General features: G+C 43.7%; 13 protein-coding genes. 5 read left to right on the top strand and 8 right to left on the bottom strand.

Going from position 1 to position 14,362, the window contains the following annotated elements; translation table 11 throughout:
- The first annotated feature begins 175 nt into the window (after positions 1-175).
- The 3 genes from FIV04_RS08235 to FIV04_RS08225 all read left to right on the top strand — a co-directional run bounded on the left by FIV04_RS08235 (position 176) and on the right by FIV04_RS08225 (position 2,885).
- On the top strand, positions 176-850 hold the full coding sequence (locus FIV04_RS08235; protein WP_152468834.1) for a response regulator transcription factor: 675 nt from the start codon (positions 176-178) through the stop codon (positions 848-850).
- The gene (locus tag FIV04_RS08230) at positions 834-2,246 is read left to right on the top strand and encodes a HAMP domain-containing sensor histidine kinase (protein WP_152468833.1); all 1,413 of its coding nucleotides are present in this window, start codon (positions 834-836) and stop codon (positions 2,244-2,246) included. Before FIV04_RS08235 ends, FIV04_RS08230 begins: the two co-directional genes overlap by 17 nt.
- 219 nt (positions 2,247-2,465) lie before the next feature.
- Positions 2,466-2,885: a hypothetical protein gene (locus FIV04_RS08225; RefSeq protein ID WP_152468832.1), complete on the top strand. Its 420-nt coding sequence runs from the start codon at positions 2,466-2,468 to the stop codon at positions 2,883-2,885.
- A gap of 92 nt (positions 2,886-2,977) precedes the next feature.
- On the opposite strand, the gene FIV04_RS08220 is transcribed toward FIV04_RS08225, so the two are convergent.
- A complete protein-coding gene (locus FIV04_RS08220) occupies positions 2,978-4,792 on the bottom strand; it encodes a hypothetical protein (protein WP_152468831.1) in 1,815 nt (604 codons plus the stop codon).
- 814 nt (positions 4,793-5,606) lie between these two features.
- On the opposite strand from FIV04_RS08220, the gene ihfA reads away from it, so the two are divergent.
- Positions 5,607-5,903 carry an integration host factor subunit alpha gene (gene ihfA / locus FIV04_RS08215; RefSeq protein ID WP_004734853.1) on the top strand — a complete coding sequence of 99 codons (297 nt, stop codon included), beginning with the start codon at positions 5,607-5,609 and terminating at the stop codon, positions 5,901-5,903.
- Positions 5,904-6,005: 102 nt separating this feature from the next.
- Here the strand turns inward: ihfA and FIV04_RS08210 are convergent, their stop codons facing one another.
- Entirely contained in the window at positions 6,006-6,995 is a 990-nt protein-coding gene (locus FIV04_RS08210) for an ABC transporter substrate-binding protein (RefSeq protein ID WP_152468830.1), read from the bottom strand.
- 233 nt (positions 6,996-7,228) lie between these two features.
- Positions 7,229-8,002: a RelA/SpoT domain-containing protein gene (locus FIV04_RS08205; RefSeq protein ID WP_032548842.1), complete on the bottom strand. Its 774-nt coding sequence runs from the start codon at positions 8,000-8,002 to the stop codon at positions 7,229-7,231.
- 281 nt (positions 8,003-8,283) lie between these two features.
- Here FIV04_RS08205 and FIV04_RS08200 point away from each other — a divergent pair, with 281 nt between their 5' ends.
- Positions 8,284-8,937, top strand: coding sequence for a thiopurine S-methyltransferase (locus tag FIV04_RS08200; RefSeq protein ID WP_152468829.1), 654 nt, complete (start codon positions 8,284-8,286; stop codon positions 8,935-8,937).
- Positions 8,938-9,020: 83 nt separating this feature from the next.
- Here FIV04_RS08200 and purT read toward each other — a convergent pair whose 3' ends face one another.
- The 5 genes from purT to sbcB all read right to left on the bottom strand — a co-directional run bounded on the left by purT (position 9,021) and on the right by sbcB (position 14,144).
- On the bottom strand, positions 9,021-10,196 hold the full coding sequence (gene purT / locus FIV04_RS08195; RefSeq protein ID WP_152468828.1) for a formate-dependent phosphoribosylglycinamide formyltransferase: 1,176 nt from the start codon (positions 10,194-10,196) through the stop codon (positions 9,021-9,023).
- A gap of 169 nt (positions 10,197-10,365) precedes the next feature.
- Positions 10,366-11,253, bottom strand: coding sequence for a cytidine deaminase (gene cdd / locus FIV04_RS08190; protein ID WP_150872705.1), 888 nt, complete (start codon positions 11,251-11,253; stop codon positions 10,366-10,368).
- Positions 11,254-11,568: 315 nt separating this feature from the next.
- The gene (locus FIV04_RS08185; RefSeq protein WP_150872704.1) at positions 11,569-12,246 is read right to left on the bottom strand and encodes a CidB/LrgB family autolysis modulator; all 678 of its coding nucleotides are present in this window, start codon (positions 12,244-12,246) and stop codon (positions 11,569-11,571) included.
- Position 12,247: 1 nt separating this feature from the next.
- Positions 12,248-12,619, bottom strand: a complete 372-nt coding sequence (locus FIV04_RS08180; protein WP_150872703.1) for a CidA/LrgA family protein — start codon at positions 12,617-12,619, stop codon at positions 12,248-12,250.
- A 100-nt stretch (positions 12,620-12,719) separates the two neighbouring features.
- Positions 12,720-14,144 (bottom strand): exodeoxyribonuclease I, encoded by a 1,425-nt coding sequence (sbcB, locus tag FIV04_RS08175; protein WP_152468827.1) that lies wholly within the window; start codon positions 14,142-14,144, stop codon positions 12,720-12,722.
- Between the last annotated feature and the right edge of the window lie 218 nt (positions 14,145-14,362).

The following is a 14,362-nucleotide window of genomic DNA, read 5'->3' as shown; positions in this document are numbered from 1 at the left end:
GTTTCAGAGACCTGTGTTTCAACAACAAGGTGTTTTGATTCAACAAGGTCATACTAACGAAGTCATAATTGCTGCAGTCTTTCCGAAACATTACAAAGTTGTAATCTTGGTTATATTCGAGAAAGGATGTTGATAGAGTGTATTGAGAACAAGGCTTACGAATAAATGGACGTTAATGAAAATACTATTGATTGAAGATGATCTTCATATTGCCAAATTTTTGGTGAATGGCTTTCAGCAACAAGGGATTAGCGTAACGCACGCAACAGACGGCATTGACGGTCTGCATGAAGCGATGACTGAAGAATTCGATGTCATTATTCTCGATATTATGTTGCCGAAGAAAGATGGCTTTGAGGTATTGGCAGAGCTGAGAGGACAAGGCTACGCAACGCCAGTAATTATTCTAAGTGCAAAGCATTCGGTGGAAGAGCGTGTTCAGGGGTTACAATCTGGAGCTGATGACTACTTAGTAAAGCCATTTGCTTTCCCTGAGCTCTTAGCTCGTTGTCAAACGCTGACTCGTCGTGGAAAGCAACCAGCCACTCAGGCTTTATCGCTCGAGTATGGTCCTCTTAGTCTTGATCTCATCAAACACACTCTATGTCGTGACCAACAAACGATTACTATCAATCAGCGTGAGTTTATGTTGATGAAGCTACTTCTTGAGAACCCAGAAGCGGTGATGTCTAAAACCGCCATCTTAGAACACGTATGGGGACATCAATTCGACCCACAAACTAACGTTGTTGATGTTCTGGTCTGTCGCTTGCGAAGCAAAGTGGATAAAGGGTTTTCAACACCGTTGATTCATACATTGAGAGGCGTCGGTTATGTCCTCAAGTCGTAATATCGAACAAGCTCTGGCGAAAGCTAAAAATCATTTGCTGTTGCGCCTTATGGCAACGCTGTTGCTCTGCTTGTTGCTGGTGGAGTTGATCGTTGGGGCAATATTCTTCTTCGATCTTTATCGAACTGAAAAGAAGATAATGACCTCGATGTCGGCTGAGTATCAACGAATCTTGACCTACGATTCGCCTGAGCGACTGATTCATGTGTTGGAGGCGAATCCTCATCGTCTTATAGAGAACAATATTGCGGCCTATGCCGTGAATAATCACAAGCCAAATGAAGTAGTACTTGTGGCTGGGGACATGAATATCGCTAATAGGTTGTCGAACTCTAATGGCGTTGACTTGGCCGGCTCGCTTCTACAGTATCAGATTGATAACCAAAAAACGTGGCTCGATAGTTTTGTATTTAATCCCTACATGTCGCTGAAAATGGAAGGTGAGGGTTACGACTTTTGGCTGGTACTGGATAATCGTGCAAGAGACCACATAGCGTTCAATCAATGGTTAATGACACTCTATGCTCTTATGGCTTTGTTGGTAGTAACGGCAGTCTTCACCCGTAAGATTATACAAAGTGCTATGTTCCCGCTTGTCACGTTTGGTGATCTATTGGACCAACTCCAGAAAGGGCAATTGGAGCTCAAAGATCAGCATACAGAGTCGCCAAAAGGGTTAGAGGTGATCAGTTCAAGTGTCCGGAGTTCGGTGGCGAGACTTCACCATGTTACTACGACTTTAAACACAACGGTCGATGCTATTGCTCACGATATTCGTACGCCTCTCACGCGCATCACATTAGCCTCCCAAGCCGCCTTAATTAACGATGGCGATCAGCATTCAATGAAAGAAGCGCTAGCCGACTGTGCAGAACACGCAACGCAAGCGAGCAACATGCTTTCTGCCTTAATGAAGCTCAATGATGAACTAACTGGAAAACGTATACCGCAGAAAATTGAGACGAACGTATCTGAAGTTATCCGCAATGTTGCGAGTTGGTATGAAGATGTCGCCGAAGACAAGCAGATTGAGTTGAGCGTCGATGTGGCGAGTGATTTAAGACTTCAATCTGACCCAGACAAGTTGACGCAGGTATTGGTTAACCTGCTTGATAATGCGATTAAATATACCGAGCAAGGCAGTGTTACATTGAGTGCTGAACAAGAGGGCGATGAATCAGTGAGTATCTCTGTTCAAGATACTGGCATCGGCATTGAGCCTAAGTTCCAAGCTTTGGTCTTTGAACGCTTGTACCGAGTCGATAGCAGCAGAAGTAATGTACAAGGTTATGGGCTAGGACTCTCCCTCGCAATGGCTATGGTGGATAACCTCGATGGTACATTGACAGTCGATTCTAAAGTGGGAGAGGGAAGTACATTTACTATTTCGCTGTAGGCTTGCTGATTACGCATGTTATTTGTTGAGTTTATGTTTGCTGCTTCGTTTTATTGATTTGAGTTATTAAATGTTTATCAATGGTAGAGCATTTATGTACAATCTCTTGAATAGTAAGGCGATTTATAATTATTCGCTCAAAACGGCAAATCTTTGATTTGGCTGATTGTGCATATCCTTACTGGTTAAGTGACAACAATTCAAAAAAGATAGGTAAGAATGAAGTTCTATATAGCAGTGACGTTGGCTGTGTTTTTAAGTGGTTGTGTTACAACGGCGGAAAAACCGAAGAAAAAGAATCTAATCAAAGAAATTGTAGCTGAAGCAGCCCTTGATAAGTTGCATGCAAATGGAAACGATCTATTTTGTGTACAACCAGAGTATTTGGCGTGCTTTGATATAACGCAGCAGCAATGTATCAATGACATGCAAGAAAATGAGGAGTTCTGTGTCGCTAAAGTTGAGAAGAAGCTCCCTAATAAAACATTTGACGAGGTGGATGACTATTCGCAATTTTACGCTATGTGCCTCGTAACATCTCACGTAACAACGCACCTTGATAAGCTTGATCAAATTGGTCCTTGTTTGAAAAGATTGGAACTCGACCAAGACTTGTTTAGAGATACGTTATCCAAGTAGCGTAAAGAGTAATTTGCTTTAGCATAATTGACACCGAAGGCCTCGCGATTTGCGAGGCCTTTGCCGTTTCTGTAACAAGGTTAGAAGGGCAGCTAGTGTTGGAAAATGAGAGTATGAGTCTCGGAGTTTGTTATTGCTGTACCAACAATGTTGAGTTTGCCGTCTGCGCCATAGAATAGGAACTTAGGAGTAGTAAGGTAGTCAATGTTACCTATGGTTGAGTCATCTAAGGTGAAGCTCTCTTGTAAGTTCAAATCAGACGATGACAAGACTCTTATTGCACGGTCTTCTCCCTGCATTGTGTACGCAATCTTCGTGCTATCGTGTGATTCGTCCAATGTTTCAATCGCAGAGTAATATGGCCAACCTTGCGTTGGTGGCAGTGTAATTTGACCTCCATAGCGCATGTCTTCATTGGCGTTGTCTGATGCATTTAGCATTACACCACATTGGGTAAAGATAGATGTGCCAGTATGATTGAACCAAAAGTCACTACAGAATTGGTAGTCGCCATGATAAATTGAGCTTACCGGATATGCAGGCGAAGCCGGATCAGTTAGATCTGCTCTAGAAATATTTCCAGGACTTATTACCGTGGTTAGGCTGTATAGAGCAGAGCTCGTCGGGTTAATCTTTAATTTTGTCTGTTCATAGTAACCCCATACATCACCGAGTTTGACTGAACCGTCATTGAGGTTGATGATCTGTAGCTCTTCCCACTGGTCTTCGCTTGGTAACGTCCACACGTATCTACCGTCAGTCGACAAATCAAAGACATCATGAGAATTGAATATCTGATTGGTTTGGCTACTTTGTGGCGTGGCGTTATTGTAGTTTACAGTCGTGATCATCATGTTGTGACCGACGATAAAGCGATTCGTCCCATTGATATTATCGACTGCGATAGAAGTGGGAGTTCTGGTGAGGTCGATTTCATAAGACTTGGCGTCTGACAGGCTATAGAAATAGACCGCGCTTTTTGGTGAATCAGAAACGATGGCTATCACATTTAGTGCGTCTGAATAGGCTGCGTCAATCGTGTTGTGGCTTAGTTGATTATCAAATTCGACTTTCGCGTTGTTGGTTGGTGGCGTTGTTGGTGTTCCTGTGTCTGGGTCCGGATTTGGTGTCGGTGTCGGTGTAATCCCTGTAATAATGTAATCAACAGGGACGGTAATCGGGCTGCCTTCAATCGGATAAGCACAGTTAGCATCGTAACAGGCTTTGACGGTGACAGCCGAACTGTATGTTCCACCTCCCACAACAGAAGGCGTTTCAAATGTCATATTAAGCCCGATGCTAGTGAGTGCTGGGAAAGGATTGACAGATGTTACCATTGGATTGCCAGCTTGTGCTTCTATATGAAGTTGGTAGGGATCAGAACCAGAAAATTGGATAAGATCCGCAACATTATGACCTATATTTACATCGTTATAATCTGCAGTAACTTCGATTTTGGATTCAGCTAGGCTGATTTTTTGGTCCAGTGTCACTTCGTTAGTAAGAACAACAGATTTGGGTGAACCAGAATAGTGCTCGTTGCAGTAGTAATCGTGACAAATGTTGAATTCAATATTGGTTGATTTGGTACCACTTCCCAATTGATATCCTAGCTTAAAAAGCACGCTCGCATAGCCGGTGTTATCGTCATTTGCGTAGATATCGATTCTCTCTATCACCTCACTGTCGCCGAATACACCATAGTAAAGGTTATCCCCAGTAATGTGTCGAACGCTAAACGGGATATCAATGCTAGCCTCTTCGAATGCAGTCGATTCGAGATTAAAGCTGGTTTGCGGTACCGTGAGAGAACTACTTGGTGAGCTTCCTCCATCGCTACCGCCACATCCTGAGAGGGTAGCCAATGCAACAGCTGGGAGGAGACAATAAAAACCATTCCTTATCATATAATTACTTCCAATTTATAGATCTTAACTAAACTGGTTAATTGTAATCATACGGTTGCAATTGCATTCAATGCATACAGAAATCAAATACGTGACGTTTCACATTTGATTCTTGATGAATGCGTTATCGGTCGCACTTATACATTTGAAATATCAGTTAATTCCTTCCAACTTCTTTTAGTCTGGCTTGGGCTCATATCAGTTAGTCGAGAGATGCTATATCAAACTTTGATCACTTTGGTTGAAACAATGAGAAATAGTAGAGCTAATGCGACCAGGGCGTCGCTTGCCAAATATTCAAGCTGTTGTCACATTTGAACCACGACTTTCAACAGGGAAGAGGGCGTTTATAGCGTTGACAAGCATCATCGAAATCGATTGCTACAATATGAGTATTCGAATTAAATCCTGTTGAGTCATAAATGGCATGAAATTCTGTGTTCGAAATATAATCTCTGTTGAGATTAATGTTAAACCAAGTGGCTGATTTTATTAGAGGTAAGCGTAAAGTCTCGATTTTGTACAAAAGTATCAATTAAGTTATATATTCTTAATATCTGATTTTATTTGGTTTTTACTTCTAATTGCTGTTCACTAGTTAGATGTTTTCCAGTTTAATATCCACTTAATTAAGAGTGTTATGTTCTTGATTTGCATAAATAATTAAAGAGTTGAGATAAAAAAGTTGGCGAAAATCAGAAGCTTGGCATACACTTTCCTTGTAAACAGCCTTATCTCATTGATTGAATAGGGTAAATGCTTCGGCGCTACTGACGATAGTAGCAAGGTTTAACATAGCTTTGAGGAAAGTTTTATGGCACTCACGAAGGCCGATTTGGCTGAGAACCTGTTTGAGACACTCGGATACAGCAAACGGGATGCCAAGGAAACGGTTGAAGTGTTTTTCGAAGAAGTTCGTAAAGCACTAGAAAATGGCGAACAGGTAAAACTGTCAGGTTTTGGTAATTTTGATCTTCGCGAGAAAAACGAGCGTCCGGGTCGTAACCCTAAAACTGGTGAAGACATTCCAATCTCTGCTCGACGTGTTGTTACTTTCAGACCGGGTCAAAAACTAAAAGCCCGCGTAGAAAATATTAAAATCGAGAAGTAGCCAAGCAATAGACCACGCACAGCGTGGTCTTTTTCTTTCTGGTATCTGTAACGCGAATGAGTCTTGTTAAGTAATTTACCTTAACAAATGTTATAAAGCTTTTTACAGCGCTTGTTGTACTTTCTCTGCCACGTCTTGTGGCACCCAGTTGTGCCATACGTCGGGTGATGTCTCCAAGAAGTGATACATTGCTTCTTCTGCGTCTGCCTGATTATCTTCCATCCAAGCCAAAAGCTCACTCATCTTCTCATTGGTAAACCCACGTTTCTGAAAGTACTGGTACGCGATTGGTTGGCTGGTTGCAAAACTCTCGGTTGTAACGGTGTGAACTGGCGCTGCAGGGAACATGGTTACTTTTGGAGATTCGCAATCTGGTTGAGTTGTACAGTTACGAAACTCTTCTATATCCGTCCCACTTCCAAAATCAACTTTCACCATTTCATACTTACCGAGTACCGGCGTTGGTGACCAGTAGTAACCAAACCAGGCTTTATTACGTTCGTACGCTTTGGCAATTGTACCTGCGAGCGCTGCACCTGAGCCTGGATCAATCATTTCAAAGTTATGGTCTTCGAGTTTCAGTGCATCAAAAAGGTGTCCTGAAGTTATTTGGCAAGTCCACCCGGCAGGGCAGCCATAGAAAGCAAACTTTTCATCATCTTCTGGATGCTCAAACAGCTTAGCGTTTTTGATAACTCCCTCTATGGTTGTTAGCTCGGGGTATTGCTCAACAAGGTAGCTCGGTACCCAAAAGCCTTCTTCGCCACCATTAGTTAAAGATTTACCAGCGTAGCGTAGTCGCTTCTCAGCAACACCTTTGTCTAACGCTTCTTTGATGCCGTTCGTCCAGAGTTCTGGAGCAACATCTGGTTGGCCTTTCTCGATCATAGAGGTGCCTGTAGGGACGCTATCCCCGGGTATTAGCTGAGCGTCGCACGCATATCCCTCGTTGAGAATAAATTGGTCTATATGAGCAATTAGACTGGCTGAGTTCCAGTTCATATCTGCGATGGTAAATTCACCGCATTCATTGGCGTAGCTTGTGAGAGGTAAAGCAGAAGCAAGCAAAATGACAGATGGCATAACCTTCATGTGACCTAATTCCTTTTATATGTCATCGGGTTGATGCTCTATAGAAGCAGAAAAAAACAAAGGAAGAAAGTATAGAAAAGCGATCAACTGCACGTATTTTTCTCGTGCTAATCACAAAGACTAGTCGAGGAATAGATAAGGCTAGATTAGATACTTGGAAGCACTAAAAAGGCGGTCGTGATGACCGCCTTTTTGTTTGAGTTAACAACCTTTCATTAGTGAGTGTGAAATGACTAGGCTGCTTTAATGTGAGTGGTGATATATGGCTGCCAAGCTTGCTGATATAGCTCTAAAGATTGGCTTCTTAGGTTGTTGATTTGTGCTGCTTCAATGTCATTGATAGGGCGGTTCTGCGCAAGAGCGTTACGCTCAATACCTTGGATGATTTCATACAGTTCATGCTCTGGACCACTTTTCACATCAGCAATCGCTTTAAGGTGAAGCTGAACTTCAGCGATGATATTCGTTTTTGGTAGGCGAACTAGCAAGTTAAGGTCACGGTAACCTGAGTCAGCTGGAGACTTAAACTTATTTTTTACTTTAACGACATCGGCTTCGCGGCTTACTGCTTCGTACACTTCTACTAGGCTCTCTACATCGTTAGCGATGATGGTTGCGCGAGCAAGGTCGGTGATTCGGGTAACGTCGCCGTTCAGTTCCAATGCAATCTTTTCTTCTGCACGAGCTTGTGATTTTACGCCTGCGAACAGTGCTTCAGAGTTGGTAAGTAGGGCAGTACTTTTACAGATGGTTTCTAGCTCTGCTTGAGCTTGGTGTGATTTGCTGTAAAGCACGTCGAAGTCGGTATAAGGTTGAGTTGGATTTGAGTCAAACGCTTTGATACCGTACAGGCCGCTTAGGCTGTGACGGAATACTTTCGATGACACTTGGTTTTGTGCTGGTGTGCGAGTAGGTTCTGCTGAGTTAGTTGATACAGTTGCTGCGAATGCAGGCGCGCGGCTCAATACAAGAAGCATTAGTGCCGTGGTACGGAGAAATACACTCATTCAAACTCCAATATACGAGGTTACAAAACGTTGAAACTAAAAGGGGTAACCAGTAACGCTAAGAGCAAATTGTTGTTCAAACTATGGTGTCTCTACATACTATATGGGGCCGTTTGAACAGAAACCAACCTTAACGTTTTCTCTTATTTTAGTATGTGAACATATAGACAAATTAAAGAAGCGTTAGTTCCACATTTTCAAGAACTTTGACCCCTGCCAAGGTTGCTCTTACCTGTCTATCCTGTACCCTTGCATTATTAAATGAACAAGATGAACGAAAGATGAATAATCCTGAATTTTGGCACAATAAATGGGCCGCAAACCAAATTGGTTTCCACCTAGAAGATGTGAATCCACTGCTCATTGAGTTTTGGAAGCACACAGAACCTAGCCATGATAAGAGCGTTTTTGTTCCACTGTGTGGTAAGAGCGAAGACCTCGTTTGGTTGGCATCTAAGCATCAAGACGTTCAGGGTGTTGAACTAAGCCAAATCGCTGTCCGTGCATTTTTCTCGGAACATTTTTATACGCCAATGGTGACACAGATTAATGGTCAACATGAGCTGTACCAATTTGATGAACTGAGCATCTACACTGGTGATTACTTCACGGCGCCGATTCAAGCGGTTGATACGATTTATGATCGTGCTTCTTTAGTGGCATTGCCTAAAGAGGTGCGAGTGCAGTATGTGGAGAGGTTGAAGCAGCTGTTAAAACCTGGTGGCAAGATCTTGTTAGTGACTCTGGATTACAATCAAGAAGAGATGAGTGGGCCTCCGTTCAGTGTACCAAGAGATGAAGTAGAGCAGCTGTTCTCTGGATACAAGATTACACAACTCAATCAAGATATTGCTGGTGATGATCATCCTAAGATCGCCAAGAAAGGTCTATCACGTTTCTCAGAAGAAGTTTATCTGATTGAATGTCAGCTTTAAGAGATACTAACTACTTATAACAACGAAAAGACGGGCACTGAAGCCCGTCTTTTTTCTGACAACTTGTACTGCAGTGATTTAAATTAGTAGATCACTTTAATCTTAGCAGCACTTTCTACTGCGTCTTCAATAGCTGATTCAATACTATCGCGGCGTGTTAGAGCTACACCTAAGCGGCGTCGGCCATTGATGTCTGGTTTACCAAACAAGCGAACCTGAGTTTGAGGCGCATTTAGTGCGTTCTCTAGACCTTCGAAACGGATATTCGTTGATGTGCCCTGACCAAGTACCACAGCAGAAGCACATGGGCCGTATTGAGTGATGTTCTTGATTGGCATACCAGTGAATGCGCGAACGTGCAGAGCGAACTCAGAAGAGTCTTGAGAGAGCAGTGTAACCAAACCCGTGTCGTGCGGGCGAGGTGATACTTCATTGAAGATCACGTGGTCGCCTTTTACGAACAGCTCCACACCAAAGATGCCGTAGCCGCCTAGAGCATCAACCACTTTACCTGCTGTGTATTGGGCAGCCTTGAGTGCGTTGTCTGACATCATTTGTGGCTGCCATGACTCACGGTAGTCACCGTCTTCTTGGCGATGGCCGATTGGCGCACAGAAGTGAACACCGTCAACCGCACGCACAGTAAGCAGAGTGATTTCGTAATCAAAATCGATAAAGCCTTCTACGATTACTCGTCCAGCACCAGTGCGGCCGCCTTCCTGAGCGTAATCCCATGCCTTCTGAATGTCGTCTTTGCTCTTAATAACGCTTTGGCCTTTGCCAGATGAACTCATTACTGGTTTCACGACACAAGGGATGCCAACAAATTCGACGGCGGCTGAGAAATCTTCAAACGTATCGGCAAAGCGATAAGGTGAAGTCATCAGTTCAAGCTCCTCCGCAGCAAGGCGACGAATCCCTTCACGATTCATTGTTAACTTGGTTGCGTTCGCCGTAGGAACGACGTTTAAGCCTCTCTCTTCTAGCTCAACCAGTTTGCTGGTCGCAATGGCTTCAATTTCAGGTACTACGTAATCGGGTTTTTCGAGCTCTATGATAGCTTCCAGCGCATCGCCATCGAGCATATCTAATACATGGCTGCGGTTAGCAACTTGCATTGCAGGGGCATCTGGGTAGCGATCACAAGCGATCACTTCTAAACCTAAACGTTGACACTCAATAGCAACCTCTTTACCCAGCTCTCCTGAGCCTAATAGAAGTACACGAGTAGCATTGTCACGAGTGGCGGTACCAAACATAGTTATTCCTTCCGAACATGTTGAACGAGTAATTGAGAACGGGGAGATCATACTCATTCCAACCTCAAAAGCAAACGTTTGCGTGGTGGTTTTAGTGAATTTTAAGCATAAAAAAAGCAGCCGACTAAAAGATGGCTGCTTATGTAAATCGCATGTTAACTTAATGCAGTTAGATTGCTAAGTAAGTGACTGGGATATCAGGGTTAATTGCTTCCAGTGTTGATTGGGTATCCGCTAAGTGGCTAATGTTGCCCTGTGCGTTTTCAACTAGAGCAGCGCTCTCAATCTGATCGAAGCTAATACCTGCCAGCATCACTTGAATCATTGCTACTTGAAGTGGAGGTAAACTCGGATTAAATGCTGCGTTTTCAGCGTATGCACCAGAGAAGATTTCACCAGACGTTAGTTGAAGCGAAACACCACTTAAGTTTTTGGTGTATGGCGCATGACTGCGGTTCATTGCCTCTAGAGCTTTAACAACAATAGGTGTCGTTTCTTCAGTTGTGTACTTATGGTCAAGCTCTGTCATTAGGCCTTCGGTGATACCTAGATCAGACGGGCCGAAAGAGTCTGGAAGATAATCTTGTAGTGAGCGCTCTTCACGTTCTGGTAGCTGAATTTTCAGCTCGTTAGCCGTCGTCAGTTCGTTCATAAATTGACGACAGTGACCACAAGGGCTGTAGTTGATGGTGATGTCAGAAAGTCCTTTTTCGCCTTTCATCCAAGCATGGCTGATTGCTGCTTGTTCTGCGTGTACCGTTTGACCAAGCTGTGCACCGGCAATCTCCATGTTCGCGCCGAAGTAGATATGACCAGATAGGCCGCGCACTACTGCGCCAACGTAGAAATCAGAAAGCGGTGCGTAAGAGAAAGCAGCTGCGATTGGCAGTAAAGCTAGACGAACTTCTTTATCAGAAAGACCGCTTGCATCCAGCAAGCTTTGAAACTGCTCTTTAGAGATTGTGGCGTCAAAGTTGTCTGCTAATACGATGTCACTTAAAAGTGCTTTCAATGAAGCTGGAGCACTTTCCAGCGCCAGGGTAATACGACTGTTCATGTTGAATCCTTAATTGACCTTAGGCTTTAAGTTTATGCAATACTCAGAATCTTTCTGTGATCAATGTCACCATTGTATGTAGGTTGTTACATTGTGTTGCACAATTAGAGTGAGGTCACAAATGAAATCGTTTGCAGCCAGCAAAGTGTAATTGATGTCACAAATTGGCGGATGCATCACATTGCATGAATAAATAGTTTAGTGGAAAAAAAGAGCGCATTTCCCAAAGATTTGTTGGAAAAGCGCTCTGATTTTGTTCGGGAAATAGCAATGACATAGATAGACTATCAGCTACTTCGAGTTAAATTTTTGCAATTAGGAGTATATCCACAATACCAGCGAGAACACAGAAGGTGCCAATATTGAGGTAATAACGCCGCACAACACTAATGCCAATGAGCTAAATGCAGCATCTCGTGGATCTTTCTCTGCGCTAGTTGCTGTTCCTAATGCGTGAGAGACCGTTCCCATGGTAAGTCCGCGTGCAATTGGACTTTTAATGCCGATTAGGTTGTAGATGGGATAAGCGAAAATTGCACCAAATAGCCCAACCAAAAGTACCAAAATGGCCGCTATAGCAGCTTCACCACCGAGATGGCTAGAGACTTCCATCGCGATTGGCGTGGTCACCGATTTACCAAGCAAGCTTGCAATTAAGCCTAGGTCTGCATGAAACGCAGCGGCGATCAATGCAGCGGTCAGCATCGACATTACACTCCCTAAGACACAAGCAAAGGTAATGATGCGCCAATTGGCTCTTATCTGCGGTAGCTGCTCATACAGAGGATAGGCGAGCGCAACAACGGCTGGTTGCAGCATAAAGGTAATCCAGGTGTTGTCTGCATAGTACTCCTCGAATGGGATTCGCCAGTATGTGAGCACCGGAATAATGATCGCTAAACTGATCAATAGAGGGTTACATAATGGCGAGTTTACTTTTTGACTTACCCAACGAGCAAAGAGAAACACAACAATAGTCAGAAGAATCCACATACTATTTCCCCTTCGCAATCACTCGGTCTAAGAACCAAGATAGAGAAATAAGGACGATCAGTGTGCCACCAACCGCGCTAGCTAAGATAGGAAGGGCGTTGGCAACTAGCATGTCGAAGTGCTCCATGAGACCAACACTGATCGGTACAAATAATAAGATCATGAAACGGATGATTAGGCTCGCACCAGGTTGAACCCAGTGGGGAGGGATAATTCCGATCACCATTGCGAAGAAAAGTAGTAGCATACCAAAGATACTTCCAGGAATAGCAGTATCGAGAAGGCTTTGAATGGCATTGCCTGCTGTCAGTGAACCGATGATCAATGTAAAAGAGATCATTAGATACACAAGTTGGATCAATCTTTCTTTCAAAAGGAGTCTCTTTTTGAGTTAATGGATAACGGCTAACGAGTAACCGTTATATAAAGTCTGAATTAGTAGACATAAAGCTTTAGAGCTATAAAAGACGGGTTTAGCTCGCGAGTTTCTCTACGTACTGGTATACCGCTTTGAGTATTGCCATCTTCTTTTCATCGTTTTCATGCTCATGAGCAAGATTTTCAAGGTTGAGCATGTATTCTTCAAGTCGACTTTCGTAAAACTCACGGCAGTGATTCGCCCATTTTTGCTGTTCTGATTCATCTAACGTCCAAGGGTAGTGACGTGCTTTGTAACGGAACAGAAGGGGCTCTATACGTTCGTCGGCAAAGCTGATATCGAGTGCAGCGAGGTTGTTTGGTTCAGTTTGACGAATAATATCCATCGCGGCTTTATCTGATGGAGAAAAGAAACCATCGTAAAGCTGAGTATCAACATCATCGTCTTTCTCGTACTCGCGTTCAACAGAATAAAGACCAATCAGCTTTTCGCGAATCTCTGGGTGTTCACGAAGAATCGCTAAGTTTGCCAGGCACTGCTGGCGATCAATGCCAATGGTTTCAGCGTTTTCAGCCGTTAGTGTTTTCGCTGGTGCAAGAATAGGGCATTTGTTCAGTTGCACGAGTTTAATCGGTACAGGCAGTTCGTCTGGACCCAATTCACTGTGTTTGGTGTAGAGCCTTTCGCGCAGCGCATCAGTGTCTAACTCAAGCAGTGGCGTTGGATCTTTCGCTAGGTCTATAACGATAACTGCGTTTTGATTGGTAGGGTGCCAAGCCATCGGCACAATCCAACTGGTGTAATTGCACTCTTTACCTAGCATGCCAGACACGTGCATCAGCGGTGTCATGTTAACAATGTCGACAAGTTCATTCAGTTTGCGTTTATGACGCATGTTGTACAAGTAGTCGAACATTTTCGGTTGAGCAGCTTTAACTTTCTTCGCCATTTCAATGGTTGCGATAACGTCAGCCATCGCGTCGTGCGCATTTTCGTGTTCAATACCGTTAGCAACAGACAAATGTTCTAGCTTAAAGCTCGGGAAACCTTCTTCATTTTCTGGCCAAACAATGCCATCTGGGCGCAATGCATGCACCGCGCGCATCACATCCAACAGATCCCAACGTGAGTTACCGTTTTGCCAGCTCCACGCATACGGATCGATAAAGTTGCGGTAACAGGTGTAACGTGTCACTTCATCATCGAAACGAATACTGTTGTAACCAAGGCTGGTTGTGTTTGGCTTAGATAACTCTGCGTGAATCTTAGCGATGAACTCTGGCTCAGGTAAGCCTTGTGACATTGCTTTCTGTGGGGTGATTCGCGTAATCAATGCGGCTTCAGGTGCAGGTAGATAATCAGCTGGCGGTTGGCAATAGATAACCAGAGGCTCACCAATGATGTTGAAATCTTGGTCGGTGCGAACACCCGCAAATTGGCTTGGTCGATCTTTGGCTGGGCTCGTCCCCCAAGTTTCATAATCGAAGAAGAAGTAGGTCGGCTGAGAGTCGTGCTGCATAACGTTGATATATCCAGTTTTATCTGATTTCCCAAGTATTAGAACACCGTGAGGGCGCTAACGCAATGAGCTTAGCCGACTTGATTCGCGATTAGATTTATGTTCAACACCATGTTTTATTTGAATGAAATCATTCAATGGAGCTCAGCTAGTTTGTCACTTAGTTCTAGTCAAGGCGTATGAAATTTGTTTTGTTGAACCGTGTTGGCTTGTATTTG

Source organism: Vibrio sp. THAF190c (assembly GCF_009363355.1).
Lineage (GTDB): Bacteria > Pseudomonadota > Gammaproteobacteria > Enterobacterales > Vibrionaceae > Vibrio > Vibrio fortis_A.
Note: the sequence above shows the minus strand (reverse complement) of the source record. Positions and strands in the feature narration are given on the sequence as shown.